Consider the following 18,712-nt stretch of genomic DNA (forward strand, 5'->3'; position numbering starts at 1 on the left):
CCGCTCTTGGCAAAAAAGAAACTTTACTCATCTTGTCCTGTGCTGCCCCCAGGCTCTGTCGAGACATCATGCGACGTATAACCAAGCACTGAATCTGGCATGCCATCTGGCGCAATATTGCCCTCTGTTGCGACGCCTGTACCCTCCTGATCATCTGGATCCAAATATTTACCTGTTTTCCAACGGTGATGGGCGACAGATTGAGCGCCTGATTTAAAATAAACAGCTATTCCCTGTGCCATTTGAGCGGCCAAAGCCCTGGCAACACGGGCCTCCACATTTTGATTGTCTAGATTTTTTGCAAAAACTTCATCAATGGTGGGGTCATAACCGTCTAAGGCGCTTGCACTCCCTGATGCCAAAATTTTGGGGTCTGGTCCGACCCTATATAAATGCCAAGTTGCTGAACCAACCATCTGGGATCGGCCTGACGTATTATCTGAATGCGTTCCAATGGCCGAAGTTTGCATATTCCCCATTACCCTGACAATGTACCCTTGAGGATCTTCACTGCTTGATCCAGAAAGTTCTTCTTGTAAGGCTAAGCGCATCTCTTGCCCGAAACGTGTTGGGATATTCGCAACAAACACTTTCTGCATTTCGTTTTGAACGTCGGGATCATCTTTTCCCGTACTCCCATAGAGAGGATGAAAACCGCAAGCGCTTTGAGACAAGCCCAAAAAAGGCAATGCTAAAAGCGGAATTAAAAAACGATATTTTATCTTCTTAGCAATTTTCAATTTCTCTCATCCTGTTCCAGAGCGTTTATTTTACAACGAAATTTACAATGCGCCCTTTCACAACAATTTCCCTAACGATTTGCTTTCCATCCATTGCCTGCATCACATTCGGCAACGCTTTTGCCAGTTTTAACACTTCTGCTTCTTCAAGCCCAAGTGGAATTTCAAGTACCCCACGAACCTTGCCATTCACTTGAACCGCAAGCTTTTGTGTATTCTCTTCCAAAAACTCTGCCTTAACCTCTGGCCATAAACGTTCCGCAGCCAATTTTCCTTTCGGATCAAGATTCGCAATCACTTCTTCTGCCAAATGTGGCATGATTGGGGCCATTAACACAGCTAAAATTTCCAAAGCCTCACGGCGTGCCTGCTGTGACTCCTTCCCTGAACTCTCAAAAGAGCTTCGAATAGCCGCCACTAGCTCATGCAAACGAGCCAGAGCCACGTTCGGAACGAAAGCCTCAAAAGCTTCTCCAACAGCTTTGATCGTTTTATGAAGACTCTGACGAAGCTTCTGCGCCTGATCTTTATCTTTTGAATCGCTCTGGGAGGTGCCTTTTTCTTCTAAAATACGGGCAACAAGTGCTTCAATTCGCTGAACAAAACGGGCAGAGGCTGCGACCCCCTCCGCTGTCCATTCCTGATCTCTTTCGGGCGGTGTATCGGATAAGACAAATAATCTCGCAATATCTGCGCCATATTCTGCAATAATAGCCTCTGGAGAAACCGTATTTCGGCGGGATTTAGACATTTTTTCAGAACGTCCGACCTTAACCTCACGTCCTGTTTCTTTATGAAGTTTTTTACCGTCTTTTATCTCAACCTCTTCTGGATAGAGCCATTGATCGTCTAATTTATAGCTTTCATGGGTTACCATGCCCTGCGTAAAGAGGCTTGCAAACGGCTCTGCCTTATCAACAAGGCCTGCTTTCTGCAAAGCACGCATAAAAAAGCGTGCATATAACAGATGCAAAATTGCATGCTCTACCCCACCAATATATTGATTTACAGGCATAAAGCGCGATGCAACTTCTTTGTTGATAGGCGCCTTTGCATCAGGGGAAAGATAACGCAGAGGATACCAGCCACTATCAACAAAGGTATCAAGCGTATCGGTTTCACGTTGCGCAGCCTTGCCACATTTTGGACAAGCAACATGTTTCCATGTTGGGTGATGGTCTAAAGGATTACCAGAAACAGAGAAATCTGCATCTTCTGGCAACTGAACAGGGAGCTGATCTTCTGGAACAGTAACATCGCCACAGCTTTCACAGCGAATAATCGGAATAGGACATCCCCAATAACGCTGACGGCTAACCCCCCAATCCCTTAAACGGTAATTAATTTCCTTCTGACCTATTTTCTGCGTTTCGAGGAAATGAATAACACGCTTTTTTGCTTCTGAAATTTTGAGACCGTTCAAATCTGGCCCAATTGTCTTCTCGCCCGAAGCAGGAGAATTCATCATCTTGCCTGACGTAAAAGGCAAGAATTTCTTTTCTGAAACGGCCTTTGTAATCTCTTCCTCTGAAACGCCTGAAGGGCATCCAATATAAGGAATATCTAAATTATATTTCGTCGCAAATTCATAATCACGCTCATCTGCACAAGGACAGCCGAATAAAGCCCCCGTACCATAATCAGAAAGCACAAAATTTGCGGCCCAAACAGGAATCTCTTTACCCTCAAGAAAAGGATGCTGAACTTTCAGCCCCGTATCCATCCCCTTCTTTTCTGCTTTTGAAAGTGTTTCTTCAGACGTGCCCAACTGTGCGCATTCTTTTTGGAAAGCTTTTAAAGCCTCATTCTTTTCTGCAACTTCGTTCATCAAAGAATGGTCTGGCGCCAACGCAATGAAGGACATCCCATACAAAGTATCTGGGCGTGTCGTGAAAATTTCAATTTCTTCTGCTGAATTAACAAGTTTGAGTTTTAAACTTGTCCCTTCAGATTTACCAATCCAGCGTTCCTGCATAATACGGACACGCTCTGGCCACCCTTCCTTCAAAGGCGCTTGTTCTAAACCTTGGAGAAGCTCCTCTGCAAAATCTGTAATGCGTAAAAACCACTGGGAAAGTGTCTTCTTTTCAATCAAAGCACCTGAACGCCAGCCTCTGCCATTCACAACCTGTTCATTGGCCAAAACAGTCATTTCAACAGGATCCCAGTTCACCTGAGACTCTCTGCGTTCTGCAAGACCTGCTTTGACAAATTCGAGGAAAATTCTTTGCTGTGCCCCATAATATTCAGGGTCACAAGTTGCAATTTCGCGGCTCCAATCAAAAGAAAACCCCAAGCGTTTTAAAGTTTTCCGCATCGCCGCAATATTGGATTTTGTCCAAGCTGCTGGATGTGTTCCTCTTTCCCTTGCTGCATTTTCTGCTGGCAAGCCGAAGGCATCCCACCCCATTGGATGCAAAACCTGCTTCCCCCGCGCACGGTGGTAACGTGCGACCACATCTCCAAGGGCATAATTGCGCACATGCCCCATATGAAGCTGCCCTGAAGGATATGGCCACATTTCCATCACATAATAAGGCTTCGGCGCATTTGGATTCTTAATTTCGGAATCTGAAATTTCAAAAAGCTTTTTTTTATCCCATGCTTCCTGCCAGATCACTTCCCTCTCTTTTAAGGGAGTCTCTTTATCCACCGTCTGATTGTCTGTCATTTCATCTAATTCCGAAAATATATTTTAAATTCTATGCTAAAAGCAAAACGCCTAAATCTGTTTGAAATTTTTAGAGATTATGGGCACGCAACTGTCTGGCACGCTCTAGGATACGCGCCGTAATATCTGAAACAGTTTCGCCAGCGACAGGTGTATCCTCCCACCCATCTTCCCCGCAACTATTGCGCGAAAGGTGAACCTGCCTAAAAATAGAAACCCTTAACGCATCCGAACGTAAACGGCGATCCAACACATAAACCGCAATCTTAAAGCGCTCTTCTTTGGTTGTCGGCGGCACATACCAATCCGTCAAAAGAACACCCCCAACCGCATCCGCAGAAGCTAAAGGCATGAAGGAAAGCGTATCAAGCGCCCCACGCCAAATAAAGGCATTCACTCCACCACGAAGGCTGTCATTTCCACCTTCTGCACCACGATCGACACCAACCAAATGATTTTTTGGCTTTACAAGCATCTCTGGATTTCGGGTTTCGGCGCAGCCTGCCAATGCCATAAACGCCACCAGAGAAATAGCAAACGCATGTTTTTTAATACATTTTGGCAGAGTCATAGTCTTCATTTTTCCCTTTATGGAACTCTCATTCAAGTTCAGTCTCTCACTAGAAACTTATGCCACAATTTATCTTTATCTGTGAACTAAGAACAATTTTAGCATTTTTTACAGCAAATTTTACCTTTCGGCTTATCATTTAAACAAAAAGTTCACGATCCCATAAGATAAAAAGAGCGGTCACGCCTAAAAATCCTTATTCATCTAAGGCCACTTCTATTACCCTAGGACTGTTTTCTCTTCTTCAAACAATGTATGTTTTTTAAAAAAAGCATCCTCATTTAATGACTTTTTAAAAACTCTTCGGTATAAAAATATTCAATGGGGTATCCATGGGGGTATTGTCCGCATAGCTCAGTAGGATAGAGCACAGGATTCCTAATCCTGGGGCCGTTGGTTCGAATCCAACTGTGGACACCATCTCCCCTTTAAAAGTCCTCTTTCCATCTCTTCAAACAAAACGAATGAAACCTCTTTTCTTTGCAATTGTTGCCCTTTTCTACACCTCCTCAACCGCTTTCGCCGATATTTGCGAGGGTGTTGCGCTCTCTAATTTTAGCGATGAAGCTGGACATCACGTCCAAAAAGGGGAAATTATTTCAAGCCTTCATAGCGACAAGTTCGATCACAAAGGCAATCCTAAAACCTATGCCCAATATATGGGATTTGTCTGGTCTGCAAAAAAAGTAAAACTTACCAACTGCCACATCGAAAAAGGCGTAAAAAACGGGAAAATCGTTTCTAAACTTGTGTTAAACAACACGCCTGACAATCAAAATGAAATCAAGTATCAAAAAGCCCGAAAATTTTTAGAAACAGAAACCACGCTTTGCATGGCAGAAACGGGAAACGCAGCTTCGGCTTATGTTTATAATCCGGCTTCAAAATTAGGTCGCCTCACGGCAGGTTTTATTGAAGGACGCTCCAAAAACAAAAATTTCCCAGAACCAAAATGGCCAGAAGGCGCTATTTCTGGCAAAGATGATTAAATAAATTTTTTACGCTTGGCTTTTGAATTTTATACTCCCTTGTCCTCCTTATCTGGCAAAAATTACCGATAAAATTGGCAGATTGATCTTCTCCCCCCAACACAACCAAAAAGATGATGCCGTCTGTAAGGAAACTGTTTTAGAATGACATATAAAAAGCCCTCGGAACATCGAGGGCTTTTCTTCCATCCTCAAAAACGAATCAACACTTTATGCTTTTTTTGCCTCTACGGACTTTGCATCTTTAGCGTGAAGAAAACCACTAAAACGGACACATTCTCTAAAATTATCGAAAACAGGCGCTGCGAGTTTTAAAGAAACCTTCCGAATTTCTTCTTTGGTTTTTTGAGAATCTGTCTTTTCTTTCTTCCCTTTCTCCAAAGATTTCTCTTTAAGACGATAGGTCAAAACAGCCTCATCATTATCAGAAAGCACCTCAACAAGGCGTGCCATTTGCTCTAAATTTACAGGAACGCCAATCTGATCATCGCTTAAAGCCTGCATCGTCAAATCTGCTTTATATGCCGATCCAACGCCTATTTTAACAGAAGTCAGCGCATCTTTCTCCAAATTCCAGCCTTTTCCAATAGACCGCACCTCGAGACCATTATCGGAAGCCCTTAAAAGCAAAATCTGATTCTGATCGCTCGCAACACAAAGATCTGGCTTTTCGAGAGGGCTTTTTGCTTTCTTATCCGAAATTTTTTCGTGTTTCTTCGGTAAAAGTTTTGGCGTTTCCGGCTGGGGTAAGTGCATCACAGAACCCCATAGGCCGCCAACCTTCATCAAATACATTCCGCCCCCCAAGGCCGTCGGCTGCAAAGCCTCTTGTATCGTTGGAGAGGGCATTTTGGCTTTTGCAAAGACCTGATGGGAAAAAATCATACACCCTGTGACCAACAAGGTGAAAAAGCATTTCTTGTTCAAGCGTCTTATCCCTTATTTAGATTTAATATCAGCCTTCCCTTGCTCACCTGCTTTTGGGAAAACAATTTTTTCAGACGAAGATTTTTTCACTTTTTTATGAGGTTTTGGCGCTTCTAATGGCGCAAAATGATACTCTCGCACGCAATCCCTAAAGGCAGCAAAAACTTTGTCTGTATGTGTCGTATTTACTTTTTTTGTTTTCTGACCGTGACGATACACCGTATCGTAGGTAATCGTTCCTTTCTGTCCTTTTTCAAGCTCTTTTAATAATTCCTTCATTTTGGCAAGAGAAACATCTGCAACAAACCCTCTTTTATCAAGATTGCGCATATCAAAATGGGTACGATAACCGTCTTCCAAGGCAATATCGATTTTATTTGAATCTGCAGGCGTGAGGTGTAATTTCAAATCATAGGTTCGAACCTGAAGATCCTCTCCAGAAATTCTCAAAACCAATGTCTGATCGCGCGCACCAGCAACGCAAATATCTGTCTTATGTGTTTTTGGAATATAATGCTCTAACTGAACCCAAGCACCATCTAATTCTTTTAGATGAAGGTCTTGCCCTACGGCAATATCCATTCCGCTATCGCCTGAAGCTGGCGTTTTTTCAGCCGCTTTTTCCCCTGCAAAAGCAGAATCTAAACCAAAAACAGACGTTACACAGAAAGCGGTAAAAAGAATTTTTTTGAGCATATTTCCTAAAATCCAGTCCCAATAAAAAGGCTAAACGCTAACCCAGCCCTTGCTGGTGTCAATTTATCAGAATTTTCTTTTCTCGCATAAAAAAAATTCGCTTTTTCTATTCTCCCTGCTTAATTTTTTATAAAAAATTTTGCTTTACTTTTTTACAGATAAAATGCCATCTATTTTTATGAGTACTGCCCCTTTAGAAAAAATGAAATTGGAAGACCTGCCCTTAATGGCAAAAGGTCTTATTTCAAATGAGACGGACGAGATTGCGCTTTTAGCCAATCTTTCCGCTTTAATTTTTGAAACTTTTGACGGGATTAACTGGGCTGGTTTTTATCGCCTTCTCTCTTCCCAAGAGCTGGTTCTTGGCCCTTTTCAAGGGCGCATTGCGTGTACCCGTATTGCGCTTGGCAAAGGCGTTTGCGGTACGTCCGCTTCTCAACGCAAAACCTTTCGGATTGAAAATGTCCATGAGTTTGAAGGACATATTGCCTGCGACAGCGCATCCAATTCCGAAATCGTCATTCCTATTCTCGGCGCAAAACAGCTTTATGGCGTTCTTGATATTGACAGCCCCAATATTGGACGTTTCTCCGAAACAGACCAAACTCTTTTAGAAGAAATTGTCTCTGAGCTGGCACAAAGACTGGATCAGCTTTCAAACGCATCTTAACTTTTAAATAAAGTACAGGGAGTGCAGAGAATGCCTTTTTTACAAACCGATGGCATGTCTGATTATGAACATGGACGGCAAATGTGGGATTCACTCCGTGCTGGCGTTGCGTATGCCCTCCGGGAATATATGTTTCAAGGCCGAAGTTTTGAGCTGAAAGATTGGGAAAAGCTCAACGCTTTTCATGTCGTTTGTGAAGAGCCTAATGATCGGGGAGAATATGAAATTCATCCCCATGTTCGTCTTTACCTCAAACAGCATTTTAAGCGACCTATTATCGGCCATTTAAGCCTGCCTTTCGATTTCTAATTTCCCCTCTAAAAATTCTGTGTTTATTCCCATGCTGCCTTCTCTTCTTCAGAAAAAAAGTTTGATTTCTTATCTAAGCGCTTTTTTTATTGGCCTGTTTTTTCTGCTTATCACAGCGCCTTTTTCTGCGTGGTATGGACAAATTTCAGAAGCCGTCTTCCACCTTGAAGGGGATGACCTCCAGCATCTCATTGGCAGTCTCTATTTTCTAAACGAACCTTGGCACTGGCCCATTTTCACAGAACTTAGTCTGGAGTATCCATTCACGCCCAGCGTTGGGCAAATGGATGCCATCCCGCTTTTTTCTTTATTTATTAAAGGCATTGCCTCTCTAACAGGCGCAAATATCCAGTCTATTACCCCTTATTATTGCCTGTCTATTCTTCTTCAGCCCATTGCTGCAGTATTCGCACTGCGGTCGATGGGCGTAAAAGATATTAAAAGCGCTATCGCCATTGCGCTTCTTGCCAGCACACTGCCAACATGGTGGATTAGAGGAATTCATGTTGCCCTCTTTGGCCAATGGATTTTGCTCATTGCCCTTGGCGCTTATTTCAGAACTGTCCGAAATGATAGTCTCAAATGGAGCATTTTTCTAAATTTCTGGGCAGGCTTAAGCTTTTTAATCCATCCTTATTTATGCGTGATGATTCTTGCTATTGCGGCTGGAGCACCTATTTCTGCCTTTTTCCGCAAAAACATTCCCCTCGCAATTCAAGCCGCCTTAGGTCTTGTAGGGGCTCTTCTCCTCATCGTCATTATCATGCTCACGTGCGGTTATACCCATAATGTTGTCCTAATTGGGGGCGATTTTAAAATCCATTCCATGGATCTTCTTGCACCTTTCTGGCCAGAAAATTCACCTATTTTCCACGCAAAACCCATCAATGGTTCGATGGAAGGATTCCAATATCTTGGGATAGGTCTTCTCTTCCTTTCTGCCTTTGCCGTTGCGTTGGCCTGCCGCCTCTACACACTCAAAAATCTTTTCCTGCGCCATGCTGGACTTTTCCTAAGTGTTTTTGGCCTCCTTTTTATTGCAACGGGACAAATTCATTTCGCAGGCCATGCGCTATTTGGAGATTTCACACTTCCGTTTCCATGCGCCGAGGATTTGCGCTCTTGCGGACGTTTTTTCTGGCCTGTTGCCTATCTCATTATTCTTTGCACCATTTACTTGCTCAGAAATTTAGAATGGAAAATCTGGCTTCCTGTCATGATTGGCGCTATTGCCCTGCAAACGATTGAACGTGGTCACCACTGGGGAGATGGCGGAACGTCCGTCTATGCCGCAGCCCCCACACAAGAAGAAGAAAACTATATTAATTTTGTTCAAAAGCATGATTTTGTCCAAATTTATCCCCGCATTGAATGCACTTCCTTTTCGGATGATTTCTATGATTCTATTCGGGCTGTTTATGCTGCTTCCCTCAAAGATATTCCTGAAAACTCTATGTATTTAGCAAGAACACCTGAAAAAGCCGCTTGCCCGCTCAAAGACAAAGAGCCTTTTATTCCAAGCGAAACCCCAAAAACTTTATTCGTGTTAACAGGAAAAAAACGTCTCGCCGCTATTGAAACGCTCAAAGAAAAATTTGACCATATTGGTTGCAAAAACATCACGAAGACTGTCTCTTTTTGCGCACAAGACCTGCCAGAACCAAAGTAAAACTGGCTAAATTCGTTTAAATATGTTCTGTTCAAAGTTTATTTAAACAATGTAATATCGTTGAGAATTTTTATGATTTCGCCCTTTATATCCTCTGTCAGTGCCTTCTTTATGACGGCTGCTTTAATTGATATTCCACCAGGGCTGGAACTTCTTCTTGCGATTTCAACCACCACAACCATTGGACGCCGTGCAGGCATCGGTGTTGGAATCGGTGTTGGATTTGGAATTTTTACATGGTGTATCGCTTCCATTATTGGCTTGAGCGATCTCGTCATGGCTTCCCCTAAAATTTTTCAACTTATTAAATGGGTTGGCATCGCCTATTTGGTCTGGATTGCCCTGAATTTTATCTGGAGCGCTGTCCGTAATACAGACCCTATGAAGGAAAATCCCACTCATAAACATATAGCAAAGCAAAATACGCTCTTCGCAGGCTTTAAACAGGGCTATTTCACCTCTGTTTTAAATCCCAATGTTGCCTTGATGTTTTTAGTAATTTTTACACCTTTCATTCCCCACGGGCAGCCTTTTAAACCATGGACACTTTTTTACGGCATTTCGGAATCTCTTATGGAGGCTGGTTATTTAGTGCTTGTGGCCTTCCTCGCAGCGCCAATGACCCGTTTGCTGCGAAATGATCGTGTCAGAGACTGGTTTGAAGGCATTGCAGGGTTTATATTGCTCCTCATTGCCCTTCAGATTGCTCTCACCTCTGCGCCGAATTAAAAATGATTATTGTTGTTGTCGTTTTTTTGCTGCTTTCCTTTATCGTGATTTTTTAAATCAGCGATACAGCGAACATTCCTGCATTCTTTTTTAAGATCGCTTCTTTAAGGGATTTTCAAGAATCTGTCCTTTTCATGAAAATTCTCCTGAGATGCGTTTTCTTTAAGAAATTCTTTAGACACGAGCCAAAGGCAATACTCTAAGGCCATGAAACTTTTTATCACCTCTCTTCTCTCTCTTTCTGCCTTTGCACTCGCAGGTTGCCAAAGTGGCATTATCAACCACACAACCCATGCAGAACGGGTTATCAAGGCTCAAAAAGCAACACAGTTTTTAGAAAAGCGTTACCAGCAACTCAAAATTGAAGAAAATACTGTTGCTAACTTTAAATGCCCACAGCTCAATCGAGCCGATAAAAAGGCAGAAAAAATCATTGAACATCTAAAAGAAAATTCACGCCACCCACGTGCAGGACAATCCGCATTTCACGTCCCAACGGCGCTTAATTTGAAGAATGCAGAACGCACACTTGACCGTCTCAGCACTGAAATCGAAAAATGCCAAGCTTCACCGCATTTGAAGCACACAGCCTTCAAAGCCGACAAATAAGCCTTATTTTTTTCTGAAAAGAATAATCGGAACCGTCAAAGACATGAGCGTAATCGTAATCCCCATGATCATTTCAAGTCTCTCCTTAAAATAGGGTCACAAAATTGTTTTCCAAAACTTCTCACGTTATTTTGCACCTTTTCTAAAAAAACGTAAAGGTAGAAGAACTCTCTTCTGCCATCTCAAGGAAAAACAATATGTCAAATGATTGGGGCTTAGGCTCTCGTATTCCAGACTTTAAAAAGAAATTTGCAGCGGAGAACCTCTCTCAAGCGTTTTATTATCAATAAATTTGGTCTAAAAATGCCCCGTGGCTATGGCTGGATCAGAGATCCCAAAAAAAGCGCTCTATAACCGCTATTATTACCGAAAAAATAAAATTTGGGGAGAGCTTTTCCAGCAAGTGCTGAACCTTATTTTTAAACAACGTCGCTAGGTTTTAAAATTTCAAATTTTCCTTTAAGGATTCCCTCATGACAAATCTTTCTTCTCAAATTGGAAATCATCTTTTTCCCAATCTTCTGATGAATGCGGCTGGGGTGTCTTGCCAAACGGAAAAAGAACTTAACCTCATTCTTAGCTCCCAAGCTGGTGGTATTGTCACCAAAAGCGCTACCTTGGAAAAAAGGGAAGGCAACCCCCTTCCCCGTCAAGAACTGCTTGAAATTGGCAGTATCAACTCTATGGGACTGCCCAATCTGGGCTTTGACTATTATTTAGATTACGCTCTTCGGAAACAGGAAGAAGGCACACATCCTCCCGTTATTCTCTCTCTTTCAGGGCTTAGTATTTCTGAAAATATGGAAATGCTGCAAAAGGTTGAAAAAAGTGGTTTTAAAGGCCTCACAGAACTCAATCTCTCTTGTCCAAATGTCATTGGCAAAGGACAAGTCGGTTATGATTATAAAGCAATGAAAGAGGTTCTCTCAGAAGCTTTTTCGCATTTCAATAAAGATTTAGGGATTAAGTTACCGCCTTATTTTGATTTCTTTCAATTTGATGCGGTTGCTGAAATTCTAAATGAATTTAAGCTTGCCTATGTTAATTTAATCAATTCTGTCGGCAATGGTCTCGCCATTGACCTTGAAAGCGAAACCGCTCTTATCCGTCCCAAAGGCGGTTTTGGCGGTTTAGGGGGAGAAATGATTAAGGCAACGGCCTTAGCCAATGTGCGTGCAATGCGTCTGCGTTTAAACGACACAATCCGCATCATCGGGACAGGCGGTGTCAAAACCGGTCAAGATGTTTTTGAACATGTCTTATGCGGGGCGGATCTTGTCCAAATCGGAACGGAGCTTTGGCGGGAAGGGCCAGAGATTTTTGCCCGATTGAATAAAGAGCTTTCTGAAATCATGCAGCAGAAAAATTATCAAACACTTCAAGATTTCCGAAGTAAACTCAAAACTCTCGCCTAAAGGCAAGCCCCCCTCTAACGAGGGGGGCTTCTTTGTCTCAAAAGCTTTTTAAGAACGTTTTACGACAAAACAGAGGTCATCACAGCAAAAACACCTTTGCTGCGGATCTGCCCTCTATAAGCATTCACTTTTTCTTTAAATTCTGCGGTTAAATAACCTCTAACGGCATCGAAGCAAGGCAAAGAGAAACCTTCATCTTGCGAACCATTTTTAGCAATTTCCATCTGTGCAGGACTTAAAGCTGGCTCATTTAATGCATACACTTCACCGTTACAGCGACGTCCACGTAAATATTCCAGCAGTAAAGCGCACATAACCTCAACACGCTTAATTTCTGTACAACCCGTCAATGCATTTTTAACGGTCTCCGCCCAGAAAACATTCACTTTAGAAACAGAATCACCAGCAATACGGGAACAGGTATCTCCAAGCGCTGGATTGGTGAAACGCTCCACCGTTACCCGTGCATATTGTTTTAAATTAACGCCCTGTGGTGCTTTGATCGTTGGTAAAACATCTTTTTCCAAGACCGCCATGACGAAATCTTTAATCGCTTTTTTCTCAAGTGTCTGGTCAATATAATCAATATTTTCCAGCATGCCTGAAGTGCCCAAAATTGAATGGGTTGAATTAAGAACACGCAGTTTTACATGCTCAAACCCATCAATCACAGGTGCAGAACCTGCTTCTTGTGGATTACTGCCGCTTGCATAAATGCCGCCATTAACAGAAATACCAGAGATCAGCTGAACCCCAACTTTGTCAAAATCTGGACGTCCATTGCTGAAATTATCTTCCAATACCCATTGGAGGAATTCCTCTGCAAGAACAGGCACAAGATCATTAATACCATTTAATTTATTAACGTACTCTTTACGCTCTTGGCTTAAAGTTGGGGTAATACGATCTACCATGGAATTAGGGAAAGCCACATCTTTTTCAATCCATTGTGCGAGCTCTTCATCTCTTGCTTTAGCAAAGCTGGTAAAGGCTTTAAAAGCTGCTTTGCCGTTATGCATCACGTTATCGCAAGACATCACAGTGAACGGAAGCAAACCAGCAGCACGTCGGCGTGCCAATGCTTCCACAACAAAACCAAAAACCGTTTTAGGGTTTTGAGGATTTTGCAGATCATGCTTAACGTCTGGATGTTCTAAACGGAAAGCGCCCGAAGTCGCATCAATGTTATAACCACCCTCTGTAATGGTCAAAGAAACAATTTTTGTTTCAGGCGCTGTCAAAACTTTCAGAACTTTTTCACCATCTTCTGGCGCATAAAGATAGTCGCACAAAGTGCCAATTAAATGGGCTTTATGTGTTCCGTCTTCTTTAAAGTTTGTCAGTGTATAAAGGTTATTTTGCGCCGCATAATCTTTCATTTTTTGCTGATTAACAGTATTGGCAATCACCTCAACGCCAGTGATGCCCCAGTGGTCATGTCCGCCCGCCTGCAAAAGGCGGTCTAAATAGACGCAGAGATGGGCTCGATAGAAATTACCCAAACCAAAATGAACAATACCTGTTGTAACCTTCGACCGGTCATAAGCAGGCCTTGTAATTGAGTTCGGAAGTTTTGAAATTGTCTCGTTATTGAGAGCAATTTCTTTTTTATCTGTCTTAAAAAGCGACATCTCGAGAATCTCCTAAGGAAATACGATGATCTAAGCCTTTCAGAAAAGCAGAGTCTAATCTGTCTTTCTTCATCTTAATATTAAAACCCTAACACAATCTCGAGGGAGATAAATCACTTTAATTTATTAAGTGCTTTGCAGATTTCGTTTTCTCTTCTATAGAATTCAAGTTGGTTTTAAGGATGTCATCTTTTGACACAGGTAAGGAAAAACATCCTTATTTATTGAAGCGCATGGGGTAAAAACAACCTGCCTCTATCAAAAGCAGGTATAACTGTTTTTATACATGCCTGAAACTGAATGGAACTGATGAGCTATGTCACAGTCTAGTACGCCAGAAAAAAATTCCCTCCCTTTATATCCTATGGTTGTTATGGGCGTCTGCGGTACAGGTAAATCCTGTGTTGCCAAAGCCATTGCAGAACGCCTTGGTCTCGCCTTTAAGGAAGGGGATTCACTTCACCCTCAATCTAATGTTGACAAAATGTCTGCTGGCATTCCCCTCAATGATGAAGACCGTGTGCCTTGGCTTCGCAAATGCCGTGAATGGCTGCGTGGCGAAGCCCAAAAACACACAGGCGCAATCCTCACCTGCTCTGCGCTTAAAAGACAATATCGTGAAAGATTGGCTTGCGGCCTTCCCGTCCGTTTTGTTTATCTTAAAACATCCCGTGCTGAACTTGAAAAACGCCTTGCAAACCGCAAGGGTCATTTCATGAAGCCTGGCATGCTTGACAGCCAGCTCAAAACCCTCGAAGAGCCAACAGCAGACGAACCTGTCATTGTCGTTCCAGCAGATGCCCCTCTCGAAGAAATCATCAACACAGTTGTGGCAGAACTTAAAAAGCTTCCTTACCCACAGCCTGGCTACCTAGATGATCCAAAAGCCGCCGCTCTTGCTGCGGATACAGACAGAAAAGTCTAAAAATCAAAACACTAAAAAGCCAAAAACCCCCGCTTTTTCATAAAAGCGGGGGTTTTATTCTGATACGGCTTAAAGCTTATTGGCTTTCGCTGGTGCGCTTAATGAAACCTGCAACATTTTTATGCAAATCTTTCAAAACATCTTGGTTTAAATAAACCATGTGTCCTGCTGGATATTGATAGATCTCAATATTCTTCCTTAAATCTTGCGGAATAGGCAAATGATTCATTTCATACAGACCTTCATAATAAGGCGTTGCCAAATCGTAATATCCCCCATTAAGCATGATTTTAAGGTTTGGATTAGTCTTCATCGCTAAGGCTAAATCAGACATTACATTCGTTGTGCCCTTATAAGGATCACTGCCTGCCTGTGGCAATTTATGGGATGTGTCCCATTTTTCCTCTGCCGACTCATTCATAAAACGATAAGGCATTCCCTCACCAAATTTCAGCGTCTGACGGACATATTGATTAAAGGTTGAAACATAGGCTGAGCTAATCGCATCGGATTGCGGATCATACAGGCTATTTTTTTCCATCAAATCCACCGCAGGCGCACTATATTCTGTTCCAAGGCGTCCTGTGATTAATCCCGAAGCACGCTGTAATTCCTGCGTAAACATCAAACCTGTCACTCTCAAATCTGCACGCAGGAGATATGCTTCTGAAAGACCTGTATAGGCATGAAGCTTTTGCGCAACCGCCTTTTTATCCTCATCAGAAAGATCACTGCCCTTATTCAAAGCTGGGAGATATTGATTCATCGCAAAATCTTCCACCTCTTTTAACAAAGGCTGAAGTTCTGCCGCCTGCTTTTCACCTAAACGGTGGTGATACCAAGCCGTTGCCGTATAAGTCGGCAATGCTAAGGCATAAGGCATATCATTCCCCGGATTATAATCAGGCGTATCAATATTATTGTCGTAGCTTAAAATCTGTGAAAGTAAAATCACGCCATTCAGATCAAGTCCTGCATTTTGCTGAAGCTCTTTAGCGACAACCGCAGAACGCAATGTTCCGTAACTCTCTCCAAACAAATAACGTGGCGAATTAAATCGATCATATTTCGTTAAAAATTTCTCAATAAAAGACGCAAAGGCATGCGCATCGCCATCCACCCCAAAAAAGGTTTCCTCTGCCTTATCACCGCCAATACGCCCAAAGCCAGTCCCCGGCGCATCAATAAACACGAGATCTGCAATATCAAGTAAACTTTCCGCATTTGGCGCAAGCTTATAAGGCGGCGCTGGCAAATGGCTATCGCCAGGCGTTACAACACGGACCGGTCCGAAAGAGCCAATATGTAGCCAAAGAGAAGAAGAGCCTGGGCCCCCATTATAAAAGAAAACAATCGGGCGTTTTTCTTTCTGTGCCCCATCTTTAAAATAGGCCGTATAGAACATAGAGGCGACCGCTGGATTTTTCTTAGCCGCATCCTCGTCATCTGATTTTTTAGATTCCTCATCAGTGCTTTCAAGATCACCACGTTCTTTCAAAATCTTATCAGAATCATCATATTTTGCGTCATGAACGCTTAATGTTCCCGAAACGGCATGATAGGCAATCGGCACCGCATTCAAAGTAATCGTTCCAGAGACATTGCTGTCTTGCACATTCTTTGCTGTCGCTTTTTCACTTTCATGCCCTGCTGCCATATTAGGACTAGATGCTGAAAAAGCAGGACTGCTCAGGCACGAAAAGGCCAATAATCCTAAAAAGCATTTAGAAGGAAATTTCATTGCATTATTCTCTTTAATTTATTTGCTTTTTTATTTAAATGCGCAACGGCAAAAACTCTTTTCACTCTTACCTATCCCCTCAACAAAGGAAAGGGCTTTTTCAAAAGAACCGTTACAGCCCTATTTCCTCTGTATTTGCAAAATAATGAAGCCGTTTCTGGCAATCAAAAGGATCTTTGGGCTTTACAAAGGCTTCTTTTGGACAATGCGTCCAATCATAAAAACGGGTTAAAAGAAACCGTAATGCAGCCCCCTGACAGAAAAGAGGCAGTTTTTGCTTTTCCAGTTTTGTTAAAGCGCGCACAGATTCATAACTTTTTAAAAAAGACTGGGCACAATCCAACTTAAACAAGATTTCTCCGTCCTGATTCACATCAAAACACCAAAATGCCAAAATAATAGCCAAATCCCAAGCCAAAAAATCCGTACAGGCAAAGTAAAAATCAATCATGCCCGAAAGACTGATCTCACCTTTTTCCTCAAATCCTGTAAACATGACATTATCGGGAAATAAATCCCCATGAATCTGCCCCTGCGGCATCTCATTTTTTAAAGGCCAGTCAGACAAAATCCGCTTCAAAGCTTTCTCTGCATAAAGATGCAACGTGTGAAAACGACTCTCTTTATCGGCCTCACTTTGTTTTAAAAGAGCTGTCCAACTCTCTATGCCAAGATCATTTTTACGGGGAGTTTTCCACCCCTGCCCAATCAAGTGAAATTTTGCCAAATTTTTCCCAAGCGCCGCACAAATTTCTGGCGTAATCGGAGAGGGATTATTCTGCCCCTCTAAAAATTTGGAAATCAACGCAGGGCGGGAATTTAAACGTCCAATCAACTCCCCTTGCTTTTGTGGAAAAGGCGTTGCCGCAGGAAACTGATTTTCCGCCAAATATTTTACAAAACCGATAAACCAAGGCAAATCTGCCTCTTTCACCCGTTTTTCAAACAAAGTCAGAACAAAATGATGAATTTTCCCATTCTGTGCGGTATCTAGAAAAAAATTTGTATTTTCCGTCCCCTGCTTAATGGGACGTAAATCCTGTAACGCTCCTAAATCATATTTTGCAAGAAACGCTTGCGCCTCTTCCCAAGAAACAGGGGTATAAACCGCCATAACTATCCCTATTAAAATTCATAATCAGCTAATTTATAGCGTTAAAAATTAAAATTCACTCTATATTAATCTCCAGAACGAATACTTTCTTTCAATAGAGAAAGACAAAGTAAATGACGTAAAGAGAAATCCATCTTTATAAAGATTTTTGTCGATATAAAGATGCTTCCAATTAAGGACAGATAAACAGATGACGCATGTACTTTATTACATTTTTTGGGGATGGATGAGTTTTTATTTTTGCTGGCGGATCTTTGTGCTTTTAACAGAGCCTGAAGAAGGCTTTATTTTAAAAAGACTATTCTTTGCCATCTGCGATATGTTTTGGCTGTTCTGTTGTGTCTTTATGGTGACGCGATAAAAGATGAATTCCAATTTAAAATAAAATCATTCAGCAAAACTTTATAACCTACCCCTTAACAATTTTGAAACGCCTTATAATTCTATAATAGGATGAGACTAAAGAATCTCATCCTAAAATCATTTGAATACGTAGATCTCTCGGTAGGCTATTGCTTCTTGTTTTTACGATGCTCACTTGGTGAAACTAATTTTCCAGCTTTCGCTTCTGGAAAATTTTGTTCATACATTTGTTGAAGACGGGGGCCAGAATCTTCATCAAGTGCTTTAGTAAGCTGATCGAAAGCACTAAAGGGTAGCGAATCATCATATACAGAAAGAGGATGCTCCTTAATCTCAGGGAAGGCATCACTTGGCATCAGCTTCCCCTGTATCGCAAGTGCAGCACACCGCATTGCATGTTGTTTACATACCCCTCTAATCTCTTTCCAAATTTCTTTAATAAGTTCTTTCGGTGAATACTCTGTAACCTGCCCTAAAAGTAATAATTTTCCATCATCTGAAACAGCGCAACGGAGGGCAGAGAGAGCTTCACGATTAAGGCACCATTCCTTCAATAATTGATTAGCCTCAAACCAGCATAAAGAAAAAGAATCTAAACGCATCCAGCGTGGAATCACCCTGCCATCTGTCTGCTCGTTAGCCCTTACAAAGAGATAATGAAGCGCCTCTCCGTTCAAAGACTTATTAAAATAATTAACCCAAGTTTTACGCCAATATGAACCAGCATCATCGGCAATAATTGGCCACGTCTTTTTATTAACAGCACTAAAAAGACTTTCTGGAACATGCATATCATGTGCGTGTAAACATTGCACACCTGACATCATCCGTTCTCTCAGATGTTCTCTTAAATATTCCTTATAAGACGCATCATCAATCGTCATCACATCTCTCCATTACGAACTAGACGCATTGTTTCAAAACCATCAAAAAAGGCTTCATT

17 protein-coding genes, 1 tRNA gene and 1 pseudogene are annotated in these 18,712 nt (G+C 42.1%); 10 read left to right on the plus strand and 9 right to left on the minus strand.

The window, feature by feature from the left end; genetic code table 11:
- Window positions 1-23: 23 nt before the first annotated feature.
- The 3 genes from FAI40_02540 to FAI40_02550 form a co-directional block, all read right to left on the minus strand.
- Complete coding sequence (locus FAI40_02540; GenBank protein QCE34306.1) at window positions 24-740, minus strand: hypothetical protein; 717 nt, start codon at window positions 738-740, stop codon at window positions 24-26.
- Between the two features lie 25 nt (window positions 741-765).
- A complete protein-coding gene (locus FAI40_02545; protein QCE34307.1) occupies window positions 766-3,411 on the minus strand; it encodes a leucine--tRNA ligase in 2,646 nt (881 codons plus the stop codon).
- A 70-nt stretch (window positions 3,412-3,481) separates the two neighbouring features.
- Window positions 3,482-3,991 (minus strand): DUF3576 domain-containing protein, encoded by a 510-nt coding sequence (locus FAI40_02550; protein ID QCE34308.1) that lies wholly within the window; start codon window positions 3,989-3,991, stop codon window positions 3,482-3,484.
- A 334-nt stretch (window positions 3,992-4,325) separates the two neighbouring features.
- On the opposite strand from FAI40_02550, the gene FAI40_02555 reads away from it, so the two are divergent.
- Window positions 4,326-4,402: transfer RNA gene (locus FAI40_02555), tRNA-Arg, on the plus strand.
- A gap of 44 nt (window positions 4,403-4,446) precedes the next feature.
- Window positions 4,447-4,971, plus strand: a complete 525-nt coding sequence (locus FAI40_02560; GenBank protein ID QCE34309.1) for a hypothetical protein — start codon at window positions 4,447-4,449, stop codon at window positions 4,969-4,971.
- Window positions 4,972-5,181: 210 nt separating this feature from the next.
- Here FAI40_02560 and FAI40_02565 read toward each other — a convergent pair whose 3' ends face one another.
- Window positions 5,182-5,898 carry a hypothetical protein gene (locus FAI40_02565; GenBank protein ID QCE34310.1) on the minus strand — a complete coding sequence of 239 codons (717 nt, stop codon included), beginning with the start codon at window positions 5,896-5,898 and terminating at the stop codon, window positions 5,182-5,184.
- Between the two features lie 12 nt (window positions 5,899-5,910).
- Window positions 5,911-6,594: a hypothetical protein gene (locus FAI40_02570; protein ID QCE34311.1), complete on the minus strand. Its 684-nt coding sequence runs from the start codon at window positions 6,592-6,594 to the stop codon at window positions 5,911-5,913.
- A 178-nt stretch (window positions 6,595-6,772) separates the two neighbouring features.
- Here FAI40_02570 and FAI40_02575 point away from each other — a divergent pair, with 178 nt between their 5' ends.
- The 7 genes and pseudogenes from FAI40_02575 (at window position 6,773) to FAI40_02605 (ending at window position 11,995) form a co-directional block, all read left to right on the plus strand.
- Entirely contained in the window at window positions 6,773-7,264 is a 492-nt protein-coding gene (locus FAI40_02575) for a GAF domain-containing protein (protein QCE34312.1), read from the plus strand.
- Between the two features lie 30 nt (window positions 7,265-7,294).
- Window positions 7,295-7,573, plus strand: coding sequence for a hypothetical protein (locus FAI40_02580; protein QCE34313.1), 279 nt, complete (start codon window positions 7,295-7,297; stop codon window positions 7,571-7,573).
- Between the two features lie 31 nt (window positions 7,574-7,604).
- Window positions 7,605-9,242, plus strand: coding sequence for a hypothetical protein (locus FAI40_02585; protein ID QCE34314.1), 1,638 nt, complete (start codon window positions 7,605-7,607; stop codon window positions 9,240-9,242).
- A 72-nt stretch (window positions 9,243-9,314) separates the two neighbouring features.
- On the plus strand, window positions 9,315-9,971 hold the full coding sequence (locus FAI40_02590; GenBank protein QCE34315.1) for a LysE family translocator: 657 nt from the start codon (window positions 9,315-9,317) through the stop codon (window positions 9,969-9,971).
- A gap of 207 nt (window positions 9,972-10,178) precedes the next feature.
- Window positions 10,179-10,580, plus strand: coding sequence for a hypothetical protein (locus FAI40_02595; protein QCE34316.1), 402 nt, complete (start codon window positions 10,179-10,181; stop codon window positions 10,578-10,580).
- Between the two features lie 249 nt (window positions 10,581-10,829).
- Window positions 10,830-11,016, plus strand: a pseudogene (locus FAI40_02600) (hypothetical protein).
- 37 nt (window positions 11,017-11,053) lie between these two features.
- Entirely contained in the window at window positions 11,054-11,995 is a 942-nt protein-coding gene (locus FAI40_02605) for a dihydroorotate oxidase (protein ID QCE34317.1), read from the plus strand.
- Between the two features lie 59 nt (window positions 11,996-12,054).
- On the opposite strand, the gene FAI40_02610 is transcribed toward FAI40_02605, so the two are convergent.
- Window positions 12,055-13,626, minus strand: coding sequence for a mannitol dehydrogenase family protein (locus FAI40_02610; GenBank protein ID QCE34318.1), 1,572 nt, complete (start codon window positions 13,624-13,626; stop codon window positions 12,055-12,057).
- 316 nt (window positions 13,627-13,942) lie between these two features.
- Between FAI40_02610 and FAI40_02615 the strand changes: the two genes are divergently transcribed.
- The gene (locus FAI40_02615) at window positions 13,943-14,551 is read left to right on the plus strand and encodes a gluconokinase (protein QCE34319.1); all 609 of its coding nucleotides are present in this window, start codon (window positions 13,943-13,945) and stop codon (window positions 14,549-14,551) included.
- A gap of 76 nt (window positions 14,552-14,627) precedes the next feature.
- Here the strand turns inward: FAI40_02615 and FAI40_02620 are convergent, their stop codons facing one another.
- The 3 genes from FAI40_02620 to FAI40_02630 all read right to left on the minus strand — a co-directional run bounded on the left by FAI40_02620 (window position 14,628) and on the right by FAI40_02630 (window position 18,653).
- Entirely contained in the window at window positions 14,628-16,292 is a 1,665-nt protein-coding gene (locus FAI40_02620; GenBank protein QCE34320.1) for a peptidase S10, read from the minus strand.
- 112 nt (window positions 16,293-16,404) lie between these two features.
- Window positions 16,405-17,406 carry a homoserine kinase gene (locus tag FAI40_02625; protein ID QCE34321.1) on the minus strand — a complete coding sequence of 334 codons (1,002 nt, stop codon included), beginning with the start codon at window positions 17,404-17,406 and terminating at the stop codon, window positions 16,405-16,407.
- Window positions 17,407-17,915: 509 nt separating this feature from the next.
- Complete coding sequence (locus tag FAI40_02630; GenBank protein QCE34322.1) at window positions 17,916-18,653, minus strand: hypothetical protein; 738 nt, start codon at window positions 18,651-18,653, stop codon at window positions 17,916-17,918.
- Between the last annotated feature and the right edge of the window lie 59 nt (window positions 18,654-18,712).

The organism is Acetobacteraceae bacterium (assembly GCA_004843345.1).
In the GTDB taxonomy this organism is placed as follows: Bacteria; Pseudomonadota; Alphaproteobacteria; order Acetobacterales; family Acetobacteraceae.

What these genes read in the sequence shown, in the direction of transcription:
- FAI40_02630 (QCE34322.1), bottom strand. Translation starts at nt 18,653, where the DNA reads ATGACGATTGATGATGCGTCTTATAAGGAATATTTAAGAGAACATCTG.
- FAI40_02595 (QCE34316.1), top strand. Translation starts at nt 10,179, where the DNA reads ATGAAACTTTTTATCACCTCTCTTCTCTCTCTTTCTGCCTTTGCACTC.
- FAI40_02545 (QCE34307.1), bottom strand. Translation starts at nt 3,411, where the DNA reads ATGACAGACAATCAGACGGTGGATAAAGAGACTCCCTTAAAAGAGAGG.
- FAI40_02560 (QCE34309.1), top strand. Translation starts at nt 4,447, where the DNA reads ATGAAACCTCTTTTCTTTGCAATTGTTGCCCTTTTCTACACCTCCTCA.
- FAI40_02590 (QCE34315.1), top strand. Translation starts at nt 9,315, where the DNA reads ATGATTTCGCCCTTTATATCCTCTGTCAGTGCCTTCTTTATGACGGCT.
- FAI40_02575 (QCE34312.1), top strand. Translation starts at nt 6,773, where the DNA reads ATGAGTACTGCCCCTTTAGAAAAAATGAAATTGGAAGACCTGCCCTTA.
- FAI40_02570 (QCE34311.1), bottom strand. Translation starts at nt 6,594, where the DNA reads ATGCTCAAAAAAATTCTTTTTACCGCTTTCTGTGTAACGTCTGTTTTT.
- FAI40_02610 (QCE34318.1), bottom strand. Translation starts at nt 13,626, where the DNA reads ATGTCGCTTTTTAAGACAGATAAAAAAGAAATTGCTCTCAATAACGAG.
- FAI40_02550 (QCE34308.1), bottom strand. Translation starts at nt 3,991, where the DNA reads ATGAAGACTATGACTCTGCCAAAATGTATTAAAAAACATGCGTTTGCT.
- FAI40_02615 (QCE34319.1), top strand. Translation starts at nt 13,943, where the DNA reads ATGTCACAGTCTAGTACGCCAGAAAAAAATTCCCTCCCTTTATATCCT.
- FAI40_02620 (QCE34320.1), bottom strand. Translation starts at nt 16,292, where the DNA reads ATGAAATTTCCTTCTAAATGCTTTTTAGGATTATTGGCCTTTTCGTGC.
- FAI40_02580 (QCE34313.1), top strand. Translation starts at nt 7,295, where the DNA reads ATGCCTTTTTTACAAACCGATGGCATGTCTGATTATGAACATGGACGG.
- FAI40_02585 (QCE34314.1), top strand. Translation starts at nt 7,605, where the DNA reads ATGCTGCCTTCTCTTCTTCAGAAAAAAAGTTTGATTTCTTATCTAAGC.
- FAI40_02625 (QCE34321.1), bottom strand. Translation starts at nt 17,406, where the DNA reads ATGGCGGTTTATACCCCTGTTTCTTGGGAAGAGGCGCAAGCGTTTCTT.
- FAI40_02605 (QCE34317.1), top strand. Translation starts at nt 11,054, where the DNA reads ATGACAAATCTTTCTTCTCAAATTGGAAATCATCTTTTTCCCAATCTT.